Here is a 25142-nt window from a genome sequence, read left to right on the forward strand (position 1 = left end):
GATGTCGGCGTGGCTGCGGTTTGGCTACGGTCTGATGGCGACTGTCGGGCTGGCGGTTGGCGGACTCATTTACCAGCAGGTGTTCGTCGCCGAGTTGCTCCCGATTGCCCCGACTGAGGGGCCGTTCGCGACACCTGTCATCTGGCTTGACCGCCTTGTCCCGGTGATTCTGGTTGGATTGCTACTGTTCGTCTGGGCGTGGGTGATTGCGGGCTCCGTCCAGGAAGAGCGGACGCTCGATAGGAGGCGTGTGCGATGACCGACGAAGAACTACAACGGCTGCGAGATGAAGCGGTGCAGGAACAGCGGGGTCGTAATGCCGAGCGACCGCTTGCAGCAACGCGAACCGAAATCAAGACCCATGACTGACAGAGTCGAAGAACTTGAGAGCCGAGTCGAACAGCTTGAGCAAATAATCGAATCGCAATCGGCAGGTCCGAGCCGGCGGAGCGTCCTCGCATCGCTGGCTGGCGTCGCTGGCGCTGGGGCGCTCGGCGCTGGCGTCGGGAGTCAGCGGGCAGCGGCGCAAGAGGCAGTCGGGCAGGTCGGCACTGAAGCCGATCCAGTCGATTTGTTTGCCAATTCGATAGACGCGGAGTCAGCAAGCATCGGGGAGGTTGCAGGTCTGATGTACTCAACCAGCGACCAACCCATCCCGGACAATACATCAACACAGGTCGAATGGAATACTGTCGAAATAGAGGACAGCGATATTGTGGATGCTGATACTGGCAACGACCGTTTCGTTATTCAGGAGGACGGTACATATTACGTTGAGTCAAGTATTTTGTGGGGCACTGGTCTGAGTTGGGGTGAAGGTGATCGAGCACAACTGTCAATACAGGGGGATGTTGGGCTTTTTATTAACCGAACCCCAGCCCATGTCGGGTGGGTAGGCGAGGAAAAGCATATGAAAATATCCCGCGTTTACGAGATTTCGGAGGGTGACAGTATTGAGATATTTGTTGAACAACGAACAGGGGGTGAGGTGGAGCTGCGGCACTTTAGCGGTATGACAAATGCGTTTCAGGTGGTGAAGCTCGGATGAGTGACCACACCGACGCTTAACGATAAACACAACTGACAAAAATGAACGAACGCACCGGCCTCGTCGTGGTCGCGGTCGTGCTCATCGGCCTCTTGCTACCGGCCGGTGCAGCAATTGCTGTTGACCTCGGGACATTCGAGGCCAGCGAAGGAGTCGTGCTTGAAACAAACAGCGGCCTCACGGTCGAGCTCTCGGACAGCCAGGAGTTGCCAGCCGTCCCGTTCGCCGACGACGAAACAATTGCCGTTGATGGAGTTGAGATATCAGCCGACGGAAGCGCTGAGGTTGCGGTTTCGGATGCAACATTCGACGGCGATAGTGCGTCTGTCTCAGAGATCGACGCCACTTCGTCAGACATCTCAATTGCTCGTGACGATGTTGTCGAGGTTACTGTCGGCGGCGGCGTTGGCGAAGTCACGCTGCACGACGCTGAGTTAGATAACGACGAAACTGATATCGAGATATCTGGGAACTCTGAGATGCAATTGGAGCTGCACGGGACAGGATTTGATGGCGGGATTCAATTAGTTGATGCTGATGGGGATCAGGTTGGCGGCACAACGACAGCAATCGACGGTGAGACAATTGACCTTGCTGCCGGAAGCTACGAGCTTCGGCTTCAGGACGGTCCGTCACAGCTTGAAATCCGGGATGAAACCAACCCGGAGACTCTGCTTGATGACGACGAAATTGATCTCCGCGTTCGCTTTTTCGGGGATGATGAGCAGGTGTTTGAGCGGACGGCTACCGATGGCACGGTTGACCTAGATGGGTTGCCCGCCGATGAAGAGCTCGTTGTCACCGTTCGTGATGAGAATGCGGACTACGTCTGGCGGCGCATCCTCATCGACTCGATACTTGACCAAAGTGCAATTTATCTGCTACCGGCCACGGAACCGTCGTCAGAAATCCGCTTCCACCTGCAGGACGACACCGGCCGCTTCCCATCGGATGAAGCGCGGCTCTTCGTCGAGAAGCCGCTAACCATCGACGGAGAAACGACCTACCAGATTATCTCCGGTGATGAGTTCTCAGCTGGTGGGGAGTTTCCGACAACACTCGTCGAAGAGGAACGATACCGGCTGCGTGTCACCAACGATGCCGGCGAGGAACGGGTGCTCGGCGCGTATACAGTCACCGGGCCCGACAATCCCTCAGTGACGATTGGCACTGTCAACATCGCCGGCGATGTCGAAACGGAGCCAGTCGCACAAGCGTCGCTTCGCGCCGCACCACCGGATGCTGACTACGAGTACGAAGCCCGCGTCATCTATATCGACGAGGAGGGCGCGACTGACGCACTTACAATCGGTATCGAGAGTGAAGCCGGCGAGACCGTCCGGCCTGAAATTGAGGAATCTGGACCGTACGGTCGCTACATCGAAACCTACCCAATCTACGACCACAACTTCGACCCCGAAGAGGACTCGCTTATTGTCCACGTTGAGGCCGACCGCGGGTACCAAGGCACCGAGACGTGGGATATCCCGGTCGGTGACTTGCCAGACGTGCTGGCTGACGCCGATATCGACCCGTGGATTCTGGAGTTGATGGGTTGGGTCTCGTTGATTGCACTGGCAGGTCTCATCGTCATCGTCTCGCCGTCGCTGGCAGCCATCGTTACAGTCGGCTACGCGGCGCTGTTGACGGCCATCGGCATCCTACCCATTCCCGGCGTCGCCATCGGTGTCGCCGGGTCAACGGCCATCCTCTACCGGCTTGGCGGGGGTGGACTCCGATGAGGACCATCGGCGTCGTCGCATTCGTGCTGTTCCTCGGGTTCAGCGTGTCGATGCTGTCGATGTCCGGCATCGGGCCGGCTATCTTCGGCCAAGACACCGACGACGAAGTCGGCCTCGGACCGCAGGAGGACCTGGAGCAGGCCGCCGACGACGCAAGTGTCGATGAGGGTGACGAAGGTGGTATTGGGGCCGATGTCGCAGCCGAAGACGAGCCGACAACCATCGGGTTCGTGCTCGAAGGTGCGCAGTTCGCTGTCGGACTGGTAGCTTCGATAGCCGCGCTGCCGTTCACGCTGATGAATCTCGGTCTCCCGCGGTTCTTTGCCATACCGCTCGGGATGGTCCTGCAGATTGTCGGCGCAGTCGGGCTCTTTCAGTTCCTTACTGGGAGGGAGTGGATATGACGACGCCCGACTCTCCGGAGCTCGAGGACAGCTCACTCGCGTGCTTCGGGCAGGGGACTGAAGGCGACCTCGTCGAGTGCGTGACGACTGACCTGTCGGCAGCGGCCGGCGGGACGACGATGATGGGGCTACTCATCGGCGGGACGCTGCTGCTGTCGCTATACATCGCCGGCGACGGCGATCCAGCGGTCCCGACCGTCGTCACGATCCTCGTCGGCGGCACGCTTGTCCCGATGCTCCCGCCGCATCTCACGCCGTTTGCCTACTCGATAGTCGTTCTCGGCATCGCCTTCGGCGGGATGGCCGCCGCACAGCGCTGGCTGCTTCGCGGAGGGTTCTGACAGTGCGACGGATGCACCAGTTGATGGCGCTGCTGTCGTTTCCGCCGGTGCTGCTGCATGAGCTGACGCACTACGCCGTTGCGCGTCTCAGGACCGATGACGCCGCCTTCGAGGCCGAGGTCTTGGGCTCCGAAGCACGGGCCGTCTGGCGGCCGCTGGACAGTCCGCTGTGGCGATTCCTCGCGTTCCTTGCCCCGACGCTCTTCGGAGCGCTGCTGGCCGGCCTGTGGCTCGCCAGCGGCACTTCCTTCGAGGGCTGGCGTGCTGTCGCCGGCGTCGGGCTCGCACTGTACACACTCCCCTCAGTCGCTGATATACGCGGCGCGCTGGGGCGGCAACAAGCGCAGCAGTAACTACACCACAACTATGCGAACCTTTCAAAACACATCTGTAACGGAGGTAGAGTTCGGCCGTCTCGACTACGCACGTCAAGCCCGTGACGAACTCCCCAACGAGGCACTCGACGTGGATGACGACGGCCGTGAAAAGCGCCTCATCGTCGACAAGGACGCCATCGACAGGCGGACGATGTCGAGAGTCGAGGGGCTGGCTGCCGACAGCCGCGACTCCGCCCGCGGCGATATGCACGGCCAAGCCGAACTGACGCAGTCGGAACGGAACCAACTCGACTTCTCGCGAACGACGATTCCGGAAGCACGGACAGCGAAGGCGTCGCTGCAGTCCGAAGGTGTCGACGACTGGGTCGCACACTTCGACCCCACACTGACAACATCGGAGATGGCCGACAAGGCCCGTGACTCGGCAATCGGTGGCGGCCAGCGGATGGACGCCGAAGACAGCGTCCGCGCACAGGACCGCCGCCACGCCGAAGCCTTCCGCGAAGTACAGGGACAGGCAGAACGGCGAGCCCGAGATGGCTGTGAACAGGGCTTCGAGGATGCCTGCGACCAACTCGTTGAAGAGTTCGGCTTCGAACGCGCGGAAGCTGAACAGCTCCTCCGGCAGCGACAGGCGGAGGCCGTTGCACAGGCCGACCTGCAAGATACGAGTTTTCTCCGGGCAGCAACGAATGGCCGGTACCTGCAGGAGCCGCCGGAGCCAGCTCCGAACGCGCCCGGCTGGCGGAAGGCATCGACGGGGCGCTTCATTGGCTACGACCTGGTCGACCCGCGTGCAAAGCGACACCCCGAAACCGGTCATATCGCTGAAACCGACCCGATAGAACTCTCTCGCCGGGAAGCCAGAGCGCGATACGGCGACCCGGACGGTGGGTCGACTTCACCGGGCAGCCGCGAGGAAGCCAAACGCGAAGCCCTCTTCGAGTTCGAACCGATGGATCGCGGAGAGGACATCATGGCCCAAGCGGCGGCGGCTGATGTCACTCTCTCACCCGATGAGGCAGACCCCGAATACCCAGCCGGAGCGACCGGGCGGACGGCGATGGGCGGGTTTAATCCCCACTACGGCGGCGAGGTTGCCCCAAACACGAACACACCGCTCGATGAGACGCCGCCCGATATCGCACGCGGCGACGATCCCTTCGACATGAGCGAAAACGGTGGACTACTCAGTGACGACCGCGACCGTCAGGGAACACTTGACGCCGGTCTCGATGCCGGCACAACCCGCGACCGGAGCGGCGAAATAGCCGGGTCGGCTGGCTTCGAGGACCGTCGCGACGAACTGCAGCCGGACAACGACGCCGGCGAACAGACTGGGCTCGTTGAGGTCGAGAGTGACATCGGCGACGGACAGACGGACCTCTTCGGCGGCAGCGCGACGGAAACGACAGGTGGTGAGTACCGATGACCGACGATGATGACGCACAGAGCCGGAGCGGGACAGCCGAGGAACGACGTGAGGCCCGTCGTGGCGGCGGCAGCCGGCAGCGACAAAGACAGATTCAAGACGAAATCGCCGAGCAGTACGGTGTCGATAGAGATGAGGTTCGTGTTCGCGGCACTCAGCAAGGAATCGAACGGGAGCTCACCGAAGCCGGCGCGACGACCGCGGCGGAGACAACGCGGGAGCGCTTCGCTGAGAGCGATTTCGTTGAGCCGGATGATGTCGACGTCGACGTGCAACGACAGGGTGCCCGCGTCGACGCTCGTATCCCAGAGGACCGACAGCAAACAGTCGCCGAGCGGGCGCGCGAGGAACTGACAGACAGCCCAGTTGTTACTGAGCAGGATGTCGACGTTGAGGTCGGTGAACGCGGTGTTGAGGAAGGCGGCCTTACAGAAGAAGGCGAAGAGCGTGTTGAGCAGCGTCAAGAGGCGCTTGAACAGATAACAGAGGCAGATATCGAACCGACCGGGCGGGGACTCGCCATCGACACGCCCGACGCCGAAATCCTGCGGCAGCTGTCCCAGATGGGCGACACGCCGGGGGAGATTCTCGACGACCCTCGAACGTTTTCGACGAACGCGCCAGGGTTGGGCGACGCTGCCGGGTATAACATCTCAGTTTACCGGAGCGAGAGCCGGCGCGACAGCGTCGGCGGCATCTCGTTTGAGGACCGCTCCGAAGTTCGTGATGTTCTTGAGGCAGCAGCGGAGCTGCCCGACCGCACGCTCGCCGAGTTGGATGATGATCCACTCTTCGCAGGTACGGGCGATATAGCCCGGTATCGTGCCGAGCGTCGCGGGCGCAGACAAGCTCGCGAGCAGGCGCGCGAGGCGTTCGACGATATCGACGATATCGACCCGGCCGGCATCGATGCGACAGCAGAGGGCGAGATTATCGTTCAAGACGAGGAGGGCAGGACGCGAACCGGTGATGATATTCAAGCGGCTGCGGAAGGCGCGGCCGAACTTGAACGCGAGCACAGCAGGGTGGATGTTCCTGACGCCGATGGTTCAGCAGCCGCACGGACGGAGCCAGACATCGATGTCGGCGTCGAAGACGTCGAACAGGAACTCCGTGACCGCGTCGAGGACGATGTCGAGCGGATTCGCGTTCGCGAACGTGGGGATGGGCTCGTCGGTGCAGCGACGACGGAAGCTGGGGAGACCCAAGTCGTCGGTGTCGGCGTCGACGACGAGACGACGCGAGCATTCGCCGAGGATATCCAAGAGAGTCGCCGAGACCGACAGCGTCGCAACGTCGCTGAGCAGTTCGACGAGGACCTCGGCGGCGTCGATGTCGATGAAGACGATCTCGTCGAAGAGGAAGATGAGGAAGACGGCGAGATTACGCTCGGCCTCGGCGAGGATGTTCAGCAAGAGGCGGCAGTTGCACAGGCTGCTGACGAGTTCGAGCAGTTCGACGAGGACGATTTGGAGACGTTTGAGGAGGATGATGGCGACCTCGGCGTCCGTCCCGAAGCGTCGGCCGTTCGGGAGCAGGCCCGCGAAGAGGCGGCTGATGAGTTCGGCACTGGTGTTGGCCCGGACGATGTGGAGCTCCGCGAGGAGGACGGCGAGCTCGTCGCCGAAGCGGAGGTGCAGACCGCCGAGCCGCAAACGCGCGAGGAGCGCGTTCTTGACACCGTGACCGGCGGCTTCACCCGCGAGGTCCGAGACCTGCAAACGGATACGCCGACTGAGGAGGATGTGCTGCCGGACATCCGTGAGGGGTTAGAACCGGATATTGATGTTGACGATGCCGACCAAGACCGAGACGTCGTCGACGAGATTTTCAGTGGGCGAACTGGCGGCATCGCGGCAGCCGGTGGGGCAGCAGTCGCCACGCCGGAGCCTGTTTCGACGACGGGCGGCGCGGTGGCGTTGGGAGCCCTGACTGTCGGTGCAATCGCCGCCGACACCGCCCGTCGTGCTGGCGTGTTCGAGCGTTCGGAGCTTGACCCGGCCGAGCAACGACAAGTCGAGGAAGTCGGGCTCGGCGCTGTCGCCCCTGAATCCGAGATTGATGTCGCCGACCCGCAGACAACGGCTGAACTGGAGGTTGGCGACACCCGGACGACAGAGCTGGAGCCGACGGACGTGACCGACCGCAGTGAGTTGGGTGTAGCGCGCGACGGCGACACGACTGCCGACCGCCAGCCCGTCGACGACACGGTTGTCCCGGGCGAGTACCCACTCCCCGGTCGCGACATCGCGCGTGACCCCGCTCAGGACCGCCCGGAGCGTGTTGACCCAAGCGACGTGCTGGGGGACGTACAAGCCGCCACAAGCGTGACTATTGGCGATACTGTCGGCGACGCTGTCGACGGCGAGCAATTCCGCCGCGAGCGCACGGGCGTCGGGACGATGGATGAGATTATGGACGAGGTGCAACGGGATATCGACGAGCCCGTTCGGCGGGATCGTGGCGGGGCGTTCCGGCCGGAGCGGGAGTTTCCCACCGGCGCAGGGGCGGTTGTTGGCCGCGAGACGGCGCGTGTCGGAGAGGCACAGCGCCCCGGCATCGAAACTGGACAAGACCAGTTCACCGGCGCTGCGGCAGGCCAGCCGCCCGCACAACCCATGACTGGTGCGTTCGAGCGCCAGCAGCAGGCGCAGCGACCGCGCGTATTTGAGCGGACCGGCGTCACTTCAGGATCCGATATCGCTACTGGTCCGCGCACCGGTGTTGAGCCGGAGACGGGGCTCGGTGTTGATACTGGCCTCGGCACTGATATCGCGACCGAGCCAATGAGTACACAGATGACAGGGCAGCAGATGCGCATGGGGCAAGCGCAGCAGGCTACGGCCGAGCCCACGGCAACGCAAAACGTGTTCGAGCAGGCTCAGCCAGCAGAGACGGCGATGCCCCCGACGCAGCAGTTTCAGCCACGGCGACGGCTACCGCGTCTAGGCATCAACCTGCCAGCGACGGAGATTGAAGAGGAGCAAGAAGAGTTCACCGCCGACGACGAAACATTTGGGACCGGGTTCCAAGACGCCGACGACGCCTTCAGCGGCTCGGTATTCGACGACGACTTTGAGTTCGATGGTGACGGCTTCGGGCGCTGACGCCTCCGCACTTTTTTGCTGTTTGCGCGTGTCGCTTGCAATATGTTCGAGACGGTGGTACCAAAACTTCGAAAGTGGGTCCGTTTGCTGGCGTTCTTTGGTGGCTTGGCAGCCGTCGGCTTCGGGATCTACTCGATTCTTGTCGAACCGCTGTTTCTGGTTCCAGGGCCGGCGGAGCCGACTCGGGGCATCGAAGCCGAGTTGCTGCTCATCGTCGGCGGGTTCATGTGGTGTCTACTTGTCACAAAAATCTGATTTCAAAACACCATATTCGTCAGGATGAAATAGGCCAGAAAGCCGAGCACAATCACGAGCACGGCGATTTGTGCTGCGGGCGGGAGCTCTTGGATGTTCGTGGGTGATATATGCGTGGGGGGAGACTAAGAATCGGAGCTACAAGAGCTCCTCTTGGGAAACAAAACCGTCGTCGTCTTTATCATCGTCTTCGGCGTCTTGTGCCGCATCCTCGGTGAGCCGATCTAGAATTTCCTGACGTTCCTGTTCGCTGTAGCTCCGCTTGGTCTTACGTAGCTTCGTTCCGGGCATTCCGGGGATTTCCTTTTTTTCTGGTTCGTATTTCATATTCTGTCTCTCCAGTTGATCGGCTCGGTCTCTATCGTGTGCTCGCGTATGTTTTCTTGCTTGAGCGAAATAGATTCTTCCCTTTCCATCAGATCACTTCGGTTCTGGGTGTTCATGTTCTATAGCAGATACTTGCTGCGTAGTTAGCAACCGATCCGCGCCGAGGAAGACGACTGGGTTGTCGGTTCCGTGGTTCGTTATGGCAGCTACGCCGACGGTCATAGTTGGTGGACCAACCCAATTGATAAAAAACCGATGTTGGAATCGGGACAGATGTGTTACAGACCTTCATTTCGTCTGTTTCGTGTGGTGCGGGTGCGGTAGTTTTTCTGCGAAGGCCGGAGGCCTGAGCAGTCTTTGTGCTCTTAAGCACACCCCCGTAGGCCCTCCCGCCCACGAGCCGCAAAATATCCGCCGTCGACGTTCGGCGGAGCGGCTCTCGAAGGCGGTCGCGGCGCCACGATCACGGCGGACTCCCGGCTGGCGCGCGGTATCTCTTATAAAAAGACGAAGCGAAGAACAGTGTTGCCACTCGGAAGGGCCGCGTCAGTGGAGGGCGTCGACCTCGAGCTTCCCGAGCAGCTTCGTGCGGCCGCCCTGATTTACGCCAACCCACTCGCCGATATCGACCTTCTCTCCGTCGCGGTCGTAGTACGAGACCTCTGCCGATGCGAACTGAGCAACGTCGACGCTCTGGGTCATATCAGCCGCCTCGTAGCCGGCTCGCAACACAGACAGCAACTCGCTCTCGGTGAGGTTCCCTCCGACAATCGCGACGCGGAGCTGGTCGCTCCACCGGTCCGACGACTCGGCGATCTTCACTCCCCAGCGCCGGGCCCACTGACCGAGCGCGCTGTCCTCGTCGATCTCGTTCCTCCCGGAGGCCAACAAATCAAGGCCTTTGTTGACTCGGTCGAGGCGCTGCTCAACGCCGGCGAGGAGGTCCTGGACGCGGTCGCGAACGACCTCGTCGGCCAGTTGGATACTATCGAGACGCGAAAACAGCGTCTCGAACTTCCGGACCGTTCGTGATGCCGTCGACGACGACACGCCGGCTTCTTCAGCGAGGTCCTGGAGGCGCTCGAATGCGCCTTTCTCAGCCGCCGCTCCGAGCACGTCCTTCTCGGCGTCGGTCGGCGGCTCATCAAGAAGCTCGTTCGTCACCACGTCGCGCTCCGCATCGGCGACCTCGTCGATAGGGTCCGGAACGAGTGTCAGGTCCGAAGCGACATCTGGCTCGAGGCGGGCATCGGCATCGAAATGATCGTCAGAAACGAAAGCATCGTGGCCGGGGGTTCGCGGGAGCTCCGCCCAATCGAGAACGTTCATCAGTAGACTCTGTAGACGCTTCGATAGCAGTTTCCAGCCGACGTCCGGGGAACCGTCACCAGCGTCCTCTGCAAACCATGGGAGATGACCGCAGTAGGTGTACTCGCGGTTGTACTGGACCTCGATCTTCGGATGTTCGGTCGCAGTGTCGGAATCTGTGTCTTCTCCAGGGTGCTTCATCAGGTAGCTTTTGATGAGCTTCCCAACATCGTGCTCCTGATACAGATGGGATAGCTGTTCAGCATCGAGGGCGACGTGATGTCGGCGACCGAACGCCTCCCCGTTGTCCCATTTCAGCTCTCCACAGCCACTGCGCTGCCGTTCGAACTGTGACAGTCGGTCGAACAGCGCCATCTTCCCGATGACGAGTTCGTTGACGAGTTCGCGCTGACAACGGACGTAATACTCCAAGCCCATAATCCGACTCCACTCGTGGACAGCGTCAGCCTCGAAGTAATGGCTATTGACGCCGATGTTACTGGCGAGGCTCTGCAGGAGCTCCAGGACGATCTCGGGGTCGACGTTGCTTGCTTGGACCTGAACGCGGACGCCTTCCGGGAGCGTCTCCGGCATTGACCGGATGCGATTACCTGTCTCAGCGTGACAGGCTTCAGGAAGCGCCGGCCGGAACTGAAAGTTGACTCGCCGATTCCGCTTTTCATCGTCAGCATCGTAGATGGGAATCTGATATTCGAGATAGTTATCTCCTGAATCCTGTTCCCTGGTTGCGATGCTGCCGTCCCAGTAGCGGATTGTCGAGTTGTCGTAGTCGTCGACACTGTCGATACCGTGGTCGATCTTCCACGTCGTTCCGTCGCACTTGAACTCAGCTTCGAGATCCGGCTCGAAGGCGGAGACGATGGCGAAGTAGGGCCGCATCCCATCGACGTCTGGTTTTGTCTCAAACGGAGCAAACAGCAGATGAGCGTTTAGTCCGTGGACCTGCGGCTTGACCAGCTCCGGGCCGGCGTGCCCATGATCTTCCGACTCGTACGGGTCGATATCCTTCTCTTCCTGGTCGTCTTCGACTTCGAAGCGACCGCTCGGTTCGGCCTCGTCGAGCGCAGCGAACTCGTCTTCGACCGAGGTCACTGTCCATCACGCTCCTTAACAAAGCCGTCGTGGCCGTACTTGATCGCGCGCCGACGCTGTTCGAGCTTCCGGATGACGTGGTCTCGGTCGCGACATCTCTTCTCGACTTTGAACCAGTAGGCGAGTTCTTCAGGATCGTCGATGCCTTTGACGATGGACATCGCTGTGGCGAGCTCCGGCGTCTGCCCTGGTCCGGTATCGAGGCCGGATTCGGAGCGGGTGTGCAGCCACCGCGCCGGGTTGTAGCCGAGTTCGTCCTCAATCTGCGGAAACTCGGGAACATCTTTCGTCCCTGCATGTCCCCGCATCAGTCATCCCCCCGGCGAGGATGGAACCGGTCATCAACCTCGACCCACCTCCGGTCCGTCTTGATGTGGTCGACCCAGTCCTCCAGTGTCGCGTGGGCGGGGATGGTGCCGCTATCGACGAGCTCCAGGTCGGCGTCAACGACGATGATCGTCTCGGCTTCATCGTCGCGACGGCCAGGAACGATGTAGTGAGCGAGCCCGCGGTGGTCGACGCCGATGCGCTCGTAGCGAACCTTTCGCTCGAGCTCCGGCGGCGCGTCGTCAAGCTTTAAGAAGGAATCATCAGCGGCGAGGTGACGGACATCGAGTTGGTCAAGGATGTCCCAGTCGCCGCGGTCACAGTCAGCCCACAGTGCGAGATGGAAGTCACAGAACCGCTTGCCAGCGATAGTGCCGGGGTCGGGGACGCAGGCAACCGCGTCCTCGTCGCAGCACGGGTACTCGCAGTCGGCCTCGTGGTCGACGGGGCCGGGAGTCCGCGACAGCGACATCAGTCCATCCCTCCCTTCTCGGGGAAGCACTCGTCGTGCGTGCAGAGTGAAAAGCGGGCAAACGGAAGCAGCGACGGGATATGCGCTTCCCGCCAGTCGGCGTCGCGCCCACTTTCACCGCAGGCCGGCATCGGTTCGTCCGAATCAGGGCACTGGCGGTGAAGACAGCGGGAGTGTTGGCTCGATTTTCGGACGCCGGTTGTTGGGGTGTCGCGCTTCGATGTCTGCTCGGCGCGACTCATGTGCGGCACCCCCCATCGTCGAGTGCCGGGCAGCGCTGCTCAGGTTCGGTAATGTAGCAGCCACAGAAGCGGCAGATTTTCGGTTCGACGGGGCCGACCTCATCGGCACTTTGAGGCCGGCTCATGGCCGCTCACCGCCGTGGTGAGGCCCAGAAGTTACTTGTGTGTGTTTACTTGAGGTACCAAAAACCTTTAAAGTGGTATGGGTTCGGGCAGATTTGAACTGCCGGCCTCCTCCATGTCAAGGAGGTGTCATAACCAGCCTAGACCACGAACCCTCGCGTGCTCTGTCTGCACTCAACCGTAGTCGGGTGATGTAATTGAAGCTTTCGGAATCGATACCGGCTCGGGGAAAGCCACCATACGACGGTGGCGTCACGCCACCACGTGGAACGGCGGTGTTGCGATACGTTTATAAGTGTGTACGGATTTGTACATCATAACGCAGTCTTGAACATCGGTGTGCAACATGAAGGATTACATTCGACGCGTTAGTGACGGCGAAGACCTCACACAGGCGGAGGCACGGGAGGCAGCCTCGCTTGTTTTCGAGGAGGCAACAGAGGCACAGATCGGGGCGCTGCTGTCCGCCCTGCGAGCGAAGGGCGAGACCGAGCCCGAAATCGCCGGCTTTGCCGAAGGGATGCGCGCCGCGGCCCGACGAATTGACCCCGACCGGTCGCCGTTGGTCGACACCTGCGGCACGGGTGGGGACGGCCACGACACTATCAACGTCTCGACGACGAGCTCATTTGTCGTCGCCGGCGCGGGCGTCCCCGTCGCCAAGCACGGCAACTACTCGGTGTCGTCATCATCGGGCAGCGCCGATGTCCTCGAGGAAATCGGCGTGACCATCGACGCCGAGCCGCCGGCCGTCGAGACCTGTATCGAAGAAACCGGGATGGGCTTTATGCTCGCGCCTGTGTTTCATCCGGCGATGAAGGCCGTCATCGGCCCGCGAAAGGAACTGGGGATGCGGACAATCTTCAACGTTCTCGGGCCGCTGACAAACCCCGCCGACGCCGACGCGCAGGTCGTCGGTGTCTACGATGAGGCGCTCGTGCCGACGCTTGCGGACGCGCTCTCACGGATGTCAGTCGACCGGGCGCTGGTCGTCCACGGCGCGGGGCTCGACGAAATCGGCGTCCACGGCGAATCGACCGTCGCCGAGGTCGACGGCGAATCCGTCGAGCAGTATACGGTCACGCCGTCCGATTTGGGCGTCGACAGCCACGACCTGTCGGCTGTGGCTGGGGGCTCGCCGACGGAGAACGCCGCCGACATGCGTGGCATCCTCGAAGGCGATGTTGAGGGCGCAAAGCGGGATATCATCCTCGCAAACGCGGGCGCGGCAATCTATATCGCCGGCGAGGCAGACAGCCTCGCCGCTGGCGTCGATGCCGCCCGCGAGTCCATCGACACCGGGGCCGCCGCCGCCCAGCTCGCGTCGCTCCGTGAGTTCGAGCCATGACGCGGGTGAAGGTCTGCGGCATCACGAACCGCTCGGACCTCGACACCGCTGTTGATGCCGGCGTTGACGCGGTCGGTCTCATCGTCGATGTCGATGTCCAGACGCCCCGGGAGATATCGCCACAGCAGGCGGCGGAACTAGCCGCAGCGACGCCGCCGTTCGTGACGGCGGTGCTCGTCACGATGGCGGACGTACCGGACGCTGCGACCGAGTTGGTTGAGGCGGTACGCCCGGACGCCGTACAGGTCCACGGTGAATCCACTCCGGACGCGCTCGCCTCGCTCGGGGCGGCCGTCGAGGCCGATGTCATCAAGGCGACCGACCCCGGAACGGCAGCCACGTACGACGGGCATGCCGATGCCGTGCTTGTCGACTCGCTTGACGAATCGGGCGCAGGGGGTACGGGGACCGTCCATGACTGGGACCGAACGGGAGAGCTCGTCGAGTCGCTTCAGTCGCCGGTCGTACTCGCCGGTGGGCTAACCCCCGAAAACGTTGCTGACGCCGTCGAAGCGGCCGCGCCGTTCGCCGTCGATGTTGCAAGCGGCGTCGAGGCGGAATCGGGGCAAAAAGACGCCGACGCCGTCTCTGCCTTCGTCGATGCAGCGGGGGGATGCCAGTGATATCCCGCTCCGAGTTCGTGGAGCTGGCCGGCGACGAGCCGGCAGTCATCCGCCTCGTCGCCGAACTCGATGCTGCTGTTGAGCCGCTTGAGGCCTACGCGGCGTTGACCGGCCGGACGACCGATTGTTCCCCTGCCGACCACACGTTCCTGCTGGAAAGCGCCGAAAAGGTCGCCTCCAGCGACCCCGATGGAGCCTTCCGGGCCGGTCAGGGGGCCGACCGACACGCGCGGTACTCGTTTGTCGGCTACGACCCCGCCGCTGTCGTCACCGTCGACGCTGGAGCCGAAGCGACAGTCGATGTCATCGACGACCGCTACGAGGGCTTCTTCGAGCCCAACGGCGGCGACACGGTGGCGACGCTCCGGGAAACGCTGCCGGACGTTCCCCTCCGGAACTTCCCTGAAACCGACCGACAGACGCTGCAGGGCGGGTTGGTTGGCTTTCTGGCCTACGACGCCGTCTACGACCTATGGCTCGATGAGGTCGGCGTCGAGCGCCCCGACTCGCGGTTCCCGGACGCACAGTTCATGCTGACGACGAAGACGCTCGTCTTCGACGACGCGGCCGGGACCGTCTCGCTGGTCTGTACGCCGCTGGTTCGGCCGGGAGACGACCCGGGAGCGCTGTACGACGACCTCACAGCGGAGGCAGACCGTGTCGAGTCGGTGCTTGCTGCGGCTGAATCGCCCGAAACGGGCGGGTTCAGTCCGGTCGAGGAGCGGGCTGGGCCGCAGGAAGCCTACGAGGATGCCGTCGAGACGGCCAAAGAGCACGTCCTCGACGGTGACATCTATCAGGGCGTTATCTCACGGACGCGGGAACTGGACGGCGATGTCGATACACTTGGGCTCTACCGGGCGCTGCGTGACATCAACCCGTCACCGTACATGTACCTGCTTGATTACGACGACCTCGCTGTCGTCGGGGCCTCGCCGGAGACGCTTGTGTCGGTCCGCGGTCGGGAGGTGATGAGCAACCCGATTGCTGGGACCTGCCCCCGGGGCGAAAGCCCCGTCGAGGACCGCCGCCTCGCCGGAGAGATGCTCGCCGATGATAAGGAGCGAGCCGAGCACACGATGCTTGTCGACTTGGCACGCAACGACGTCCGTCGGGTCAGCGAGGCCGGTAGCGTGCGCGTCGAGGAGTTCATGAACGTCCTGAAATACAGCCACGTCCAGCACATCGAGTCGACGGTAACGGGACGGCTCCGCGAGGACTGTGACGCCTTCGACGCGACGCGAGCGTCCTTCCCGGCTGGAACGCTCTCGGGCGCGCCGAAGATACGCGCGATGGAAATCATCGACGACCTCGAACGGACGCCGCGGGGGGTCTACGGCGGCGGTGTCGGGTACTACTCCTGGAGCGGTGACGCCGACTTCGCTATCGTCATCCGCACCGCGACCGTCGAGCGGGGCCGCGGCGTTGCGGGCACCGACCGGATAACCGTGCAAGCCGGGGCAGGCATCGTCGCTGACTCCGACCCCGAGAGCGAATACGAGGAGACCGAACAGAAGATGGACGGCGTGCTTGAGGCCATCGAGGCTATCGAGACGCCGCGTGCCGAACCGGAGGACCAACGATGACGCGGGTCGTCTTCATCGACAACTTCGATTCGTTCACGTACAACCTCGTGGAGTACGTCAGCCAGCACGACGGCACCGAGACGGCCGTCCGGCGGAACACGGCGTCGCTTTCGGAGATCGAGGCGCTCGACCCCGACGCTATCGTCATTTCGCCGGGGCCCGGTCACCCGAAAAACGACCGCGACGTCGGTGTCACAATGGACGTGGTCAGCGAACTGAGCACCGAGGTCCCGACCCTCGGCGTCTGTCTCGGGCTGGAAGCGGCCGTCTACGCGCACGGTGGCACCATCAGCCGCGCGCCGGAACCGATTCACGGCAAGGCGTTCCCGGTCGACCACGACGGTGAAGGTGTCTACGCCGGGCTTGAGCAGGGTTTCCGGGCCGGACGGTATCACTCGCTCGTTGCCGAGTCAGTTCCGGACTGCTTTGCGGTGACAGCCACGACCGACCACGAGGGCGAAGAACTGGTGATGGGCGTCCGCCATCGAGCGCATCCGCTCGAATGCGTGCAGTTCCATCCCGAGTCCGTACTGACAGGCGTCGGTCACGACATTATTGCGAACTTCCTCGACACTGTTCGGGGACAGTAGCCGGACGAACTGGCGAAGCGACTGTCCGAGCGAAGAATCATAAATAATGATATACTTGCGGCACAGGCACGCGGATGCGTTCGCTGGCGGGCGCTCGACTGTTGCCGGCTGTTTTTGATTCGGAGCAACGACAGCGCTCCGCACCGCCGACAACCCGACCCCCAACTATTTCCAGTGGAAACATGCCTGCCTTCGTGCGGTCTCTACGCTTCCGATTTCACTTTCACCGTGGACCGGCTAGGCTTATGTGTTCCCGACGACTCCGTAGTTCCCGTACGAGGAGGGGACCATGCATAGTTACCGAACACCGCCGCGTGTGTGTCTCCCTCTGTTATCGGATAGACGATACATTCCCCGATGCCAAGGGTTATTTGGCGCCCCGCAGTACGAAATTCCCGTCACAATGTCCCGCTCAGTTAGCTTCGATCCACAAGTATATCGAACGAAACGAACAGCCACAGCCCGGAGGGCCGAATGATGTCCGGGCAGGAACTCTCCGCGGACGAACTCACGCTCCCCATCAAACGAACCGAGGGCGACACCCTCGAAGAACGACTCACCGGTAACGCCTATCACAACATTCTCCCGGCCCGCTACCTCCGCAAGGACGCCGACGGCGAACTCATCGAAGAACAGGAAGACCTCTTCGAGCGAGTCGCGAAGAACGTCGCGCTCGCCGAGGCCGTCTTCGAGGCCGAAAAGCAGGGAGTCGAGGTCACCGTCACGCCGGACCAACTCAAGCCCGACCACCCACGGCGTGATGAACTCGCCGCTGAGGTCTTCGGCGCGGGCGTCACGGCAGACGACGACGCCGAGACGGCGCTTTCTGTCTACAACGTCAACAAGTTCGCCTACGATACGATTGTGCCTGCGCTGCCCGACGAGGTTCGCGACCACGTCGAAGCGACTGCCGACGCCTTCCAAGAGCAGATGGAGTCGCTTTCCTTCATGCCGAACTCGCCGACGCTGATGAACGCTGGCGACGAGCTCCAGCAGCTTTCGGCCTGTTTCGTCGACAGCCCCGAAGACGACATTGACGACATCCACCAGACCGCAAAGGAGGCCGCCCAGGTCTTCCAGAGCGGCGGCGGCATGGGCTATGCGTTCTGGCGGCTCCGCCCGTACGGCGATGCCGTCGGCTCGACGGGCGGCATCGCCTCCGGGCCGATTACCTTCATGCGCACGTACGACCAGATGTGTGAGACCATCGCCCAAGGGGGTGCCCGCCGCGGCGCGCAGATGGGTGTCATGCGCATCTCCCATCCCGATGTCATCCAGTTCATCCACGCCAAGAACAAGGACGTCTCGCTGGCGGAGACGCTGCGTCTGAACGACCCCGACGACTTCACACACAACTCCTTCCAAGAAGCCCTCGAAGAGGCCCGCGAACTCATCGACGAGGACGGCAAGGTGCCCAAGCACCTCCGCAACGCCGTCGAAGGTCACCTTTCGAACTTCAACATCTCCGTCGGCGTCACGGACGGCTTTATGGAGGCGCTGAAGAACGGCGAGGAGTTCACCTTCACGAACCCCCGGACCGACGAGCCCCACATCGCCACCCCCGAGACAAAAGAGCTCTACGACATGTTCGGTCTCGGCGACCACGTTGAGGTCGGCGAGGAGCTTTCCATCCCCGCCACGAAGCTCTGGGAGCACATGATAGAGGGCGCCCACGAGAACGGCGAGCCCGGCGTCATCTACCTCGAACGGGTCAACAAAGAGCACTCCTTCGACGTCGAGGAACACCCCGACCATCAGATTCTCGCGACAAATCCGTGCGGCGAGCAGCCGCTCGAAGAGTACGAGGCCTGTAATCTCGGCCACATCAACCTCTCGACGCTTGCGGACCTGGACGCTCCTGACTGGCGTGTCTGGTACGACGAACACGGCGACGACTACGAGACGCTTGCGGACGCTGTCGACGCGTTCCTCGAAGAGGCTATTGATTTCGAGGCTCTCGACGGCCGCATCGAACTCGGCACCCGGTTCCTCGAAAACGTCGTCACGATGTCCGATTTCCCGGTCGACAAAATCGAGCAGAAGGTCCGAGAGATGCGGAAAATCGGCCTCGGCGTGATGGGGCTGGCACAGCTGTACATCCAGCTAGGTATCAAGTACGGCAGCGAGGAGGGCAACGAGGTCGCCCGCCAGCTGATGCGACATATCAACCACGGTTCGAAGTGGACCTCCCACGAACTCGCCGAAGAACGCGGCGTCTTCGACGAATGGGACAAGAGCAAGTACGCCAATCCCGCCGAGTACCGTGAGTGGTTCGAAAAGCAAACCGGCCTTGACGCCGACGAGTGGGCCGACGGCTTCGCCATCCGGAACCACAACACGACGACCATCGCGCCGACGGGAACGACCAGTATGGTCGGCAACACGACCGGTGGCTGCGAACCCATCTACAACGTTGCCTACTACAAGAACGTCTCCGACGACGTTCAGGGCGATGAGATGCTCGTCGAGTTCGACGACTACTTCCTCCGTGTGCTGGAGGAGAACGGTCTCGATGTCGAGGCCGTCAAGGAGGAGGCCCAAGAGCAGATGGCCACAAACGAGTTCGACGGTATCGACGGGCTTTCGACAGTGCCGGACGCCATCGGCGAGCTGTTTGTAACGACGGGTGCGCTGTCGGCGAAACAGCACGCCGGCGTGCAGGTCGCCTGTCAGGAAGGCGTCGACTCCGCCATCTCGAAGACCGTCAACGCGCCCAACGACTCGACGGTCGAAGACGCCAAGGACGTCTTCGAGTACATTTATGACCACGGCGGCAAGGGCGTCACCTACTACCGCGACGGCACCCGCAGCAAGCAGGTGCTGACGACGCGCGCACAGAACACCGAGTTCGCCGACATGGACGAAGCCGAGGCGGCCGAGGCCATCGTCGAAAACATCGAGGAAATCTTCGGCGGCATCGACGGCTTCCTCGAAAGCGACGAGGTCGCGTCCGCCGTGGAAACCGACCTCAGCGAACTGTTCGAAACGGACTACGACCTCGGCAAGAAGCGCCCCCGGCCCGACGTGCTCCGAGGCGTCACCCAGCGCATCGACACCGGCTACGGGAAGCTCTACGTCAACATCAACGAGGACCCCGAGACGGGCCGTCCGTTCGAACTCTTCGCCAACATCGGCAACTCCGGCGGCTTCACGGCCTCCTTCACCGAGGCGCTGGCGAAGACCATCTCGACGGCGCTGCGTTCGGGTGTCGACCCCGAAGAGATCGCCGACGAGCTGCAGGGCATCCGCTCGCCGAAGGTTGCCTGGGACAAGGGAGAGCAGATCAACTCCATCCCGGACGCCATCGGAACCGCGATGCGCCGGTATCTCGACGGCGAAATCGACAAGGCCTATCCTGACCAAGCGACGCTGGACCAGACGGCAAAGCAAGCCGAGGAAACCGCCCGAGAGACCGACGGCGGTGCCGTCTCGGCCCCGACCGGCGGCAGCATGGAAGCGGCGTCGCCGAACGACGACACCGACGCTACCCAGTCGCTCATCGACTCCGGGGAATCGCCCGAATGCCCCGAGTGCGGAAGCATGTCGCTGTACTACTCGGAAGGCTGCAAGACCTGCGAGTCCTGCGGTTGGTCCGAGTGCTGAGGCGGGCTGACACACAGACGATTTAGTAGCTGACCGCCGCACGACGACGCGTTTTTCTCGTTGCCGGCCACAGAACGGCCATGAGCGACGACAGCGGCCGGCCGTGTCCGATGTGTGGGACACAAATGTACAAGCGGCATTGCAAGTACGTCTGCCCACAGCACGGCGTCGTCGTCGACTGCAGCGACCCGTTTACGTTCTGAGCGGTCTGTCATCGGCGAGTCGACGGTAGGCGGGCCGCGAAAGGGCCAGCAGTGCCGCCAACGCCAGCGCCGTCACGACCAACAGCGGGTTCGAAGCAGCGCCGGCGGTTGTAAGCTGGCTCGTCGACGCTCCGAGCAGCACGGCCGTTAGCACCCACGGGGCCTCTCCGACCGCTGTGCCCAGCACGTACGGTCGTAGCGGGACCCCAGCCACCCCCGCAGCATACGAGACCGGGTCTGTCGGCAGCGGCGCAAGCCGCACCGCGACGATGCCCCGGAAATCACCCGTCGTCCGTCGAACGACGGCCCCAGCATCGCCGACACGGGCGAGGACGCCCTCACTGTGGCCGAGCCGCCGCGCGAGCGCGTAGGCGGGAAGTGTCGTTACGACTGCACCGGCAAGCGCGATCGGGGCCGCGGCCACGCCAAGCAGATATCCAAGCAGTATCGACAGCGCGCTGATGGGCCACGCCAAAAGCGGTCGGACGAGGTAGAGACCGACGACGGTCACGGCGAGCAGCCCGGGGCGTTCGACAAGCCGCTCGGCGGCCGCGAAAAGCGCCTGCGGCGAGGTCGAAATTGCCGCCACCGCCGCGATGGCCGCGACGACGCCGGCACCGAAAAGCTGTCGGACAGTCGCCCGGTGCACACGGAAGGAAAGCACACCGCCCGGCAAACCTCTTGTGGTCACAGCGGCCGCCGAGCGGACGAAACGCCCATAGGCTACCGTGCCGAGCACTCGGATGTGAGCCGCGACGCCTCCGACGATGGTGATATCGAAGACCCCGTCGAGCTCGGCGTACAGCTCTTGGCACGGCTTGAAGCGCCGGAACTCCCGCTGCCGGCAGTCATCGACCGCATCGAGACGATTACGACCCACCCGGAGACAACGCGGGCGATTCTGGAGGCTGCAGAGCGACGTGGACACATCTCCCGTGACGGCGAGACAGTCACGACAGCCGGCGGGCAGTTTCTCAGTTTTGAAAGCGAGGTCGTCACAAAGGAGGGCGATTTCGAGTGTCAGCGCTGCGGCGCATCGATTTCAACGGGCTATTTTATGCAACTGGAGGCTGGCGAGCACGGGCCGTTCGGTTCCTCGTGCATTAAGAAAGTCACCGGCAGAGAGTAGGCGAAAGCAGCCGTACCGACGCGGCGTCACCGACCGCGCCGAAGCTCGTCGACGAGTTGTTCGATGGTCTCCTGTTGGGCTTCGAGCAGCTCGGTCTGTCGGTCGACCTTTGCTGCAAGCGCCTCAACCTGTTGTGAGAGCGCCTCGACATCGGCGGCCGCATCGGGCGTGGCCGTCGTAGCGTCGGCGGTCGGCTGCGACTCCGCTGCACCGGCCGCAGCATCGTTGCCATCGACATCGCTGTTCGGCGTGACCCGAGCCGGGTCTTGGTCAGCCGGGGGCGACCAGTCGGCAGAGACGAAGCCGTCGTCGTCGTCCTGTCCGCCGTTTTCTTCCGGACTGGTCGTTGCTTCCGCCTCGTCGGCGTCGGCCGCCTCGTCTCCGCCGACGGGCTCTGGCTCCGTTTCGGGGTCAAGCTTCGCTTGCAGACCACTGAGCGAGGACACACCGTGATACTCGAAGACGGCGGTCTGTACCACCTGCTGTACACTTCCGGCGTGCTCGTTGGGCACCTTGACGCGCTGCCGTCGGCTGTCGGTCTCAACGATAACCTGCGTCGCGACGCTTCCTTTCTCGAAGTCCAGCCCGGTGAGTTCGTCGTATCGGAAGGCCTCGTACTCATCGTCCCAGACGGCGCTGCCGACGTGCTTGAGCAGCTGTCGGTCGGTCACAACGAGCGTTAGCTCGCTGAACCGAAACTGTGTCTGGAGCTCTTCGTCGGCCGCAACGACACCCGTCGTCCTGAGGACACCTTCAAGCGTTGCTTCAACAACCGCGTCGGCGATCTTGGATGGAACGGTGAAGCTCTCGCTTGCGTCGATGGATTCGAGTTGAATTGAGCTTTTCCGTCGCTTCGTCTTCACGCCGATCCGGTCTACGTCGTGGCCGAACGTCTCGACAGACTCGTCTTTCAGCAGTCCGTCGGAGCGGAAGACGTGCGTCGCGCTCCGGGTAACGGCGATGGTGTCGCCGCCGCCGATGTCGATGATGTCGATGACCGTCCCGCCGGCGACAGCATCAGCCAGCAGTTCCGGTAGGTCGTCCATACCAGTTGTGTACTTGGGGGATAGCATAAAATGGGGGGTCGCCCGATGGTCTCCCTGTGGCGTGGTGACGGACCGGACCGACAGACGGAGATAGGAAGGTTCAAGAGTCCAAGCGGGCAAAGCGAAAATGAGCCCGGGTGGCTTAGCTGGACATAGCGCCGCACTCATAGGGTACGAGGCGGCACACCGCGATGTCCCGAGGCGTTGCCTGCGCCTCGTTCCTGGGACATGCGGAGATCGAGGGTTCGGAGCCCTCCCCGGGCACTTTTCAATTCCTTCACACACCCATGAGCCACGGACAGCCGTCTCTCCGATGAGGGTGGTATCGCTTGGCCGCAAGTTCACGGACAGCAAGTCTTCACGCTTGAGGAATCCCATTGGGTCCCCTACGGAGAACCCGATTTAGCCGCTCCGTGGTGAGCGCCAAGAGCACGTTCGCCGCTGTATCGGTGCCATTCGAGCACAGGTTATCGTGCCGGGATTTGTGTTGAGCTGAACTGTCCGCTCTGTTCAGCGGCGCTCCTCTTGACGATGGAACTGTTCCTGAGTCGCTGCTTGAAGATGTCGACCAAGAGCTTGTTGAAATCGAGAGCGTCATCGAAGAGATTCGCCGGCGATACAGCGACAACGAGCGCTAATACGGAGCAGATATGGTCTTCTCGCCACGGGCGGGCTACGGTGAATCGCCTCGGTGTCAAGTGGCTCGAGACACCGAAGACGTCTCGTCATCACGGAAGACGAAGCCTTCCGTACGACCCCGAGAGACTCGGCCTGTATTTTCTGTAAACAATCGGCGACACCGTCACTCGGCGCGGCCGAACGTCTGCATCCCACGGACCTCGAACCGTGCGCCGCCGTCGGCGCTTTCGGCCGCCGACACGTCCCACGCATGGCTCTCCGCGATGGCGGCCACGGTCGGAAGGCCGAGTCCCGTCCCGTCGCCGTCGTCGGTCGTGTAGCCGACTTCGAAGACGGTCTCTGGGGCCTCCAGTCCCGGCCCGTCGTCGGCGACATAAATGCCGTCCGGGAGCATTCCGACGCGGACGGTCACGTCACCGCCGTGCTCGACGGCGTTCTCGAACAGTTCGGTGAGCAACCGCTCAAGCCGCTCGGGGACGGCGTTGACAGCCGTCAGCTCTTCCGTTTCAAGCCGCGCCCACATCGGGTCGGCGGCCTCCCAGGCGCTTTCGACGGCTGAATCAAGGGCAACACGTTCGAGCGCGTCGGCGTCACGATGGGCGGCTGCCAGCGCGTGTATCTCCGCCAGCGGGTCCGCCATCTCTTCGAGCGCCGTCGCCGCGTCGTCTAGCCGCCCGCTGTCGTTGCGGGTACGCTCATTGGTAACCGCCTCACTCGCCGTTGCGTGCGGTTCGCGAAGCGTCTCGTCGACTATCGGCGCGAGCCGTTCGAACTGACGGCCCCAGTGGCCGCTCCGGTCGTCAGGGGTCGCCTCCCGCTCGTGTGAGGGGGCGGTGTAGCCGCGGTGGTCGCGGGCCGAAACGACCAGCGTGTACCCGACGAGCGTTTCGCCGTCCTCGGCAGCGGTGAGCGTACCGGTGACCGGCACCCATTCGTCGTCAGCCCGCCGGAGGCGACCGTCGAGGACAACGTGGTCGGTCCGCAACGCCTGCTGGAGGTGATGTCGTGCGGACGGTTCGTGGGTGTCGTCGTCGGTATCCTGCCCGGGCTTTAGCTGTGGATGGCGGATGTCGTCATTGTCGTCCGGATAGAGGGTGCTGAGATGTTCACCCCGGATGCCTTCGGCGTCGTACCCGAGGATGTCGGCCGCGCCGGCGCTCCAGTCGTCTACCTCGCCGGCGGGCGTGAGCGAGACGAGCCCGACCCCGCTTGTGTCTGCCAGCCGTGTTTCGAGTTCGGTGACGCGCTGTCGGTAGCGTGCAAGTGTATCACGACGCTTGGTGTCGATAAACGCTGCGCCGGCCGCGCCAGCCGCACCGACCGACCCGACCGCCAGAAGGATCAAAAGCGGGTCCAGACGGACATCGAGTAGATGGACCCGGAGAAGAATCGCGCCGACGGCGGCGGTCACCGCGATAGCGCCGACACCCGTCCACAGAAGGATACGGTCGGTCCGCTCCGAGAGGGCGTGAATCCGATACCCAAGCACCAGCAGCAACCCGCCGGTCAGCAACACGGGCAGTAGCGCGGCGATGAGCATCGGTCCGATGGTCTCTGCGACGACGGTTCGCCACGCGGCAATGCCGATGACGACGAGCCCGGCGACAGCGAGTATCGGTCCTACTGGCGGCTCTTCGGCGATGCTGTTCATTGGCGGCCTCCGTCGCTGCGTATCATCCATTCCCCCACCGTTGACGGTTTGTTTCGCCCATTGGTATTAGTATGCACGGTTCGTCTCGGGAACCCGACCGGACAGCCATCTCTCTGGGGGGCGAAACAAACCCGACGAGGACGGC

General features: G+C 62.7%; 24 protein-coding genes and 2 tRNA genes. 17 read left to right on the top strand and 9 right to left on the bottom strand.

Annotated features, from left to right (window positions below):
* Nucleotide 1: 1 nt before the first annotated feature.
* From NP_RS08185 to NP_RS08225, 9 genes are all read left to right on the top strand, one after another.
* Entirely contained in the window at nt 2–259 is a 258-nt protein-coding gene (locus tag NP_RS08185; protein WP_011323365.1) for a hypothetical protein, read from the top strand.
* 102 nt (nt 260–361) lie between these two features.
* Nucleotides 362–1048, top strand: a complete 687-nt coding sequence (locus NP_RS08190) for a hypothetical protein (protein ID WP_011323367.1) — start codon at nt 362–364, stop codon at nt 1046–1048.
* 41 nt (nt 1049–1089) lie between these two features.
* On the top strand, nt 1090–2790 hold the full coding sequence (locus tag NP_RS08195) for a hypothetical protein (protein WP_011323368.1): 1701 nt from the start codon (nt 1090–1092) through the stop codon (nt 2788–2790).
* Nucleotides 2787–3194 carry a hypothetical protein gene (locus tag NP_RS08200; RefSeq protein WP_011323369.1) on the top strand — a complete coding sequence of 136 codons (408 nt, stop codon included), beginning with the start codon at nt 2787–2789 and terminating at the stop codon, nt 3192–3194. Before NP_RS08195 ends, NP_RS08200 begins: the two co-directional genes overlap by 4 nt.
* Nucleotides 3191–3535 carry a hypothetical protein gene (locus tag NP_RS08205; protein WP_011323370.1) on the top strand — a complete coding sequence of 115 codons (345 nt, stop codon included), beginning with the start codon at nt 3191–3193 and terminating at the stop codon, nt 3533–3535. Before NP_RS08200 ends, NP_RS08205 begins: the two co-directional genes overlap by 4 nt.
* An 11-nt stretch (nt 3536–3546) precedes the next feature.
* Entirely contained in the window at nt 3547–3888 is a 342-nt protein-coding gene (locus tag NP_RS08210; RefSeq protein WP_394296338.1) for a hypothetical protein, read from the top strand.
* Nucleotides 3889–3901: 13 nt separating this feature from the next.
* Nucleotides 3902–5305 (top strand): hypothetical protein, encoded by a 1404-nt coding sequence (locus tag NP_RS08215; RefSeq protein ID WP_011323372.1) that lies wholly within the window; start codon nt 3902–3904, stop codon nt 5303–5305.
* Nucleotides 5302–8412: a mediator complex subunit 15 domain-containing protein gene (locus tag NP_RS08220; protein WP_011323373.1), complete on the top strand. Its 3111-nt coding sequence runs from the start codon at nt 5302–5304 to the stop codon at nt 8410–8412. The genes NP_RS08215 and NP_RS08220 overlap by 4 nt, the downstream gene beginning before the upstream one ends.
* 42 nt (nt 8413–8454) lie before the next feature.
* Nucleotides 8455–8667 carry a hypothetical protein gene (locus NP_RS08225; RefSeq protein WP_011323374.1) on the top strand — a complete coding sequence of 71 codons (213 nt, stop codon included), beginning with the start codon at nt 8455–8457 and terminating at the stop codon, nt 8665–8667.
* Between the two features lie 138 nt (nt 8668–8805).
* On the opposite strand, the gene NP_RS08230 is transcribed toward NP_RS08225, so the two are convergent.
* From NP_RS08230 to NP_RS08250, 6 genes are all read right to left on the bottom strand, one after another.
* Nucleotides 8806–8994 (bottom strand): hypothetical protein, encoded by a 189-nt coding sequence (locus NP_RS08230; protein WP_011323375.1) that lies wholly within the window; start codon nt 8992–8994, stop codon nt 8806–8808.
* A 546-nt stretch (nt 8995–9540) separates the two neighbouring features.
* The gene (locus NP_RS08235; RefSeq protein WP_049939594.1) at nt 9541–11415 is read right to left on the bottom strand and encodes a DUF7845 domain-containing protein; all 1875 of its coding nucleotides are present in this window, start codon (nt 11413–11415) and stop codon (nt 9541–9543) included.
* Nucleotides 11412–11723 carry a hypothetical protein gene (locus tag NP_RS08240; RefSeq protein WP_011323378.1) on the bottom strand — a complete coding sequence of 104 codons (312 nt, stop codon included), beginning with the start codon at nt 11721–11723 and terminating at the stop codon, nt 11412–11414. The genes NP_RS08235 and NP_RS08240 overlap by 4 nt, the downstream gene beginning before the upstream one ends.
* Nucleotides 11723–12214, bottom strand: a complete 492-nt coding sequence (locus NP_RS08245) for a hypothetical protein (RefSeq protein ID WP_011323379.1) — start codon at nt 12212–12214, stop codon at nt 11723–11725. Before NP_RS08245 ends, NP_RS08240 begins: the two co-directional genes overlap by 1 nt.
* Nucleotides 12214–12456: a hypothetical protein gene (locus NP_RS14410; protein ID WP_148215447.1), complete on the bottom strand. Its 243-nt coding sequence runs from the start codon at nt 12454–12456 to the stop codon at nt 12214–12216. Before NP_RS14410 ends, NP_RS08245 begins: the two co-directional genes overlap by 1 nt.
* A 203-nt stretch (nt 12457–12659) precedes the next feature.
* Nucleotides 12660–12734: transfer RNA gene (locus NP_RS08250), tRNA-Val, on the bottom strand.
* Nucleotides 12735–12925: 191 nt separating this feature from the next.
* Here NP_RS08250 and trpD point away from each other — a divergent pair.
* The 6 genes from trpD (at nt 12926) to NP_RS15105 (ending at nt 20532) form a co-directional block, all read left to right on the top strand.
* On the top strand, nt 12926–13927 hold the full coding sequence (gene trpD / locus NP_RS08255) for an anthranilate phosphoribosyltransferase (RefSeq protein ID WP_011323380.1): 1002 nt from the start codon (nt 12926–12928) through the stop codon (nt 13925–13927).
* A complete protein-coding gene (locus NP_RS08260; RefSeq protein WP_011323381.1) occupies nt 13924–14550 on the top strand; it encodes a phosphoribosylanthranilate isomerase in 627 nt (208 codons plus the stop codon). The genes trpD and NP_RS08260 overlap by 4 nt, the downstream gene beginning before the upstream one ends.
* Nucleotides 14541–16136: an anthranilate synthase component I gene (gene trpE, locus NP_RS08265; RefSeq protein WP_011323382.1), complete on the top strand. Its 1596-nt coding sequence runs from the start codon at nt 14541–14543 to the stop codon at nt 16134–16136. Before NP_RS08260 ends, trpE begins: the two co-directional genes overlap by 10 nt.
* Nucleotides 16133–16726 carry an anthranilate synthase component II gene (gene trpG / locus NP_RS08270; protein ID WP_011323383.1) on the top strand — a complete coding sequence of 198 codons (594 nt, stop codon included), beginning with the start codon at nt 16133–16135 and terminating at the stop codon, nt 16724–16726. Before trpE ends, trpG begins: the two co-directional genes overlap by 4 nt.
* Before the next feature lie 477 nt (nt 16727–17203).
* On the top strand, nt 17204–20329 hold the full coding sequence (locus tag NP_RS08275; protein WP_049939838.1) for an adenosylcobalamin-dependent ribonucleoside-diphosphate reductase: 3126 nt from the start codon (nt 17204–17206) through the stop codon (nt 20327–20329).
* Nucleotides 20330–20409: 80 nt separating this feature from the next.
* Entirely contained in the window at nt 20410–20532 is a 123-nt protein-coding gene (locus tag NP_RS15105; protein ID WP_011323385.1) for an HVO_2523 family zinc finger protein, read from the top strand.
* Here NP_RS15105 and NP_RS08280 read toward each other — a convergent pair.
* The gene (locus NP_RS08280) at nt 20522–21181 is read right to left on the bottom strand and encodes a TVP38/TMEM64 family protein (RefSeq protein WP_011323386.1); all 660 of its coding nucleotides are present in this window, start codon (nt 21179–21181) and stop codon (nt 20522–20524) included. The two genes, NP_RS15105 and NP_RS08280, sit on opposite strands and share 11 nt — an antisense overlap.
* 96 nt (nt 21182–21277) lie before the next feature.
* On the opposite strand from NP_RS08280, the gene NP_RS08285 reads away from it, so the two are divergent.
* Nucleotides 21278–21661, top strand: a complete 384-nt coding sequence (locus NP_RS08285; protein ID WP_011323387.1) for a DUF5830 family protein — start codon at nt 21278–21280, stop codon at nt 21659–21661.
* Nucleotides 21662–21687: 26 nt separating this feature from the next.
* Here the strand turns inward: NP_RS08285 and NP_RS08290 are convergent, their stop codons facing one another.
* Entirely contained in the window at nt 21688–22707 is a 1020-nt protein-coding gene (locus tag NP_RS08290; RefSeq protein WP_011323388.1) for a DUF7115 domain-containing protein, read from the bottom strand.
* A gap of 131 nt (nt 22708–22838) precedes the next feature.
* Here NP_RS08290 and NP_RS08295 point away from each other — a divergent pair.
* A tRNA-Met gene (locus NP_RS08295) sits at nt 22839–22971 on the top strand.
* 538 nt (nt 22972–23509) lie between these two features.
* Here the strand turns inward: NP_RS08295 and NP_RS08300 are convergent.
* Nucleotides 23510–24997 carry a sensor histidine kinase gene (locus tag NP_RS08300; protein ID WP_011323389.1) on the bottom strand — a complete coding sequence of 496 codons (1488 nt, stop codon included), beginning with the start codon at nt 24995–24997 and terminating at the stop codon, nt 23510–23512.
* Between the last annotated feature and the right edge of the window lie 145 nt (nt 24998–25142).

This window comes from Natronomonas pharaonis DSM 2160, from assembly GCF_000026045.1.
Taxonomy (GTDB): domain Archaea; phylum Halobacteriota; class Halobacteria; order Halobacteriales; family Haloarculaceae; genus Natronomonas; species Natronomonas pharaonis.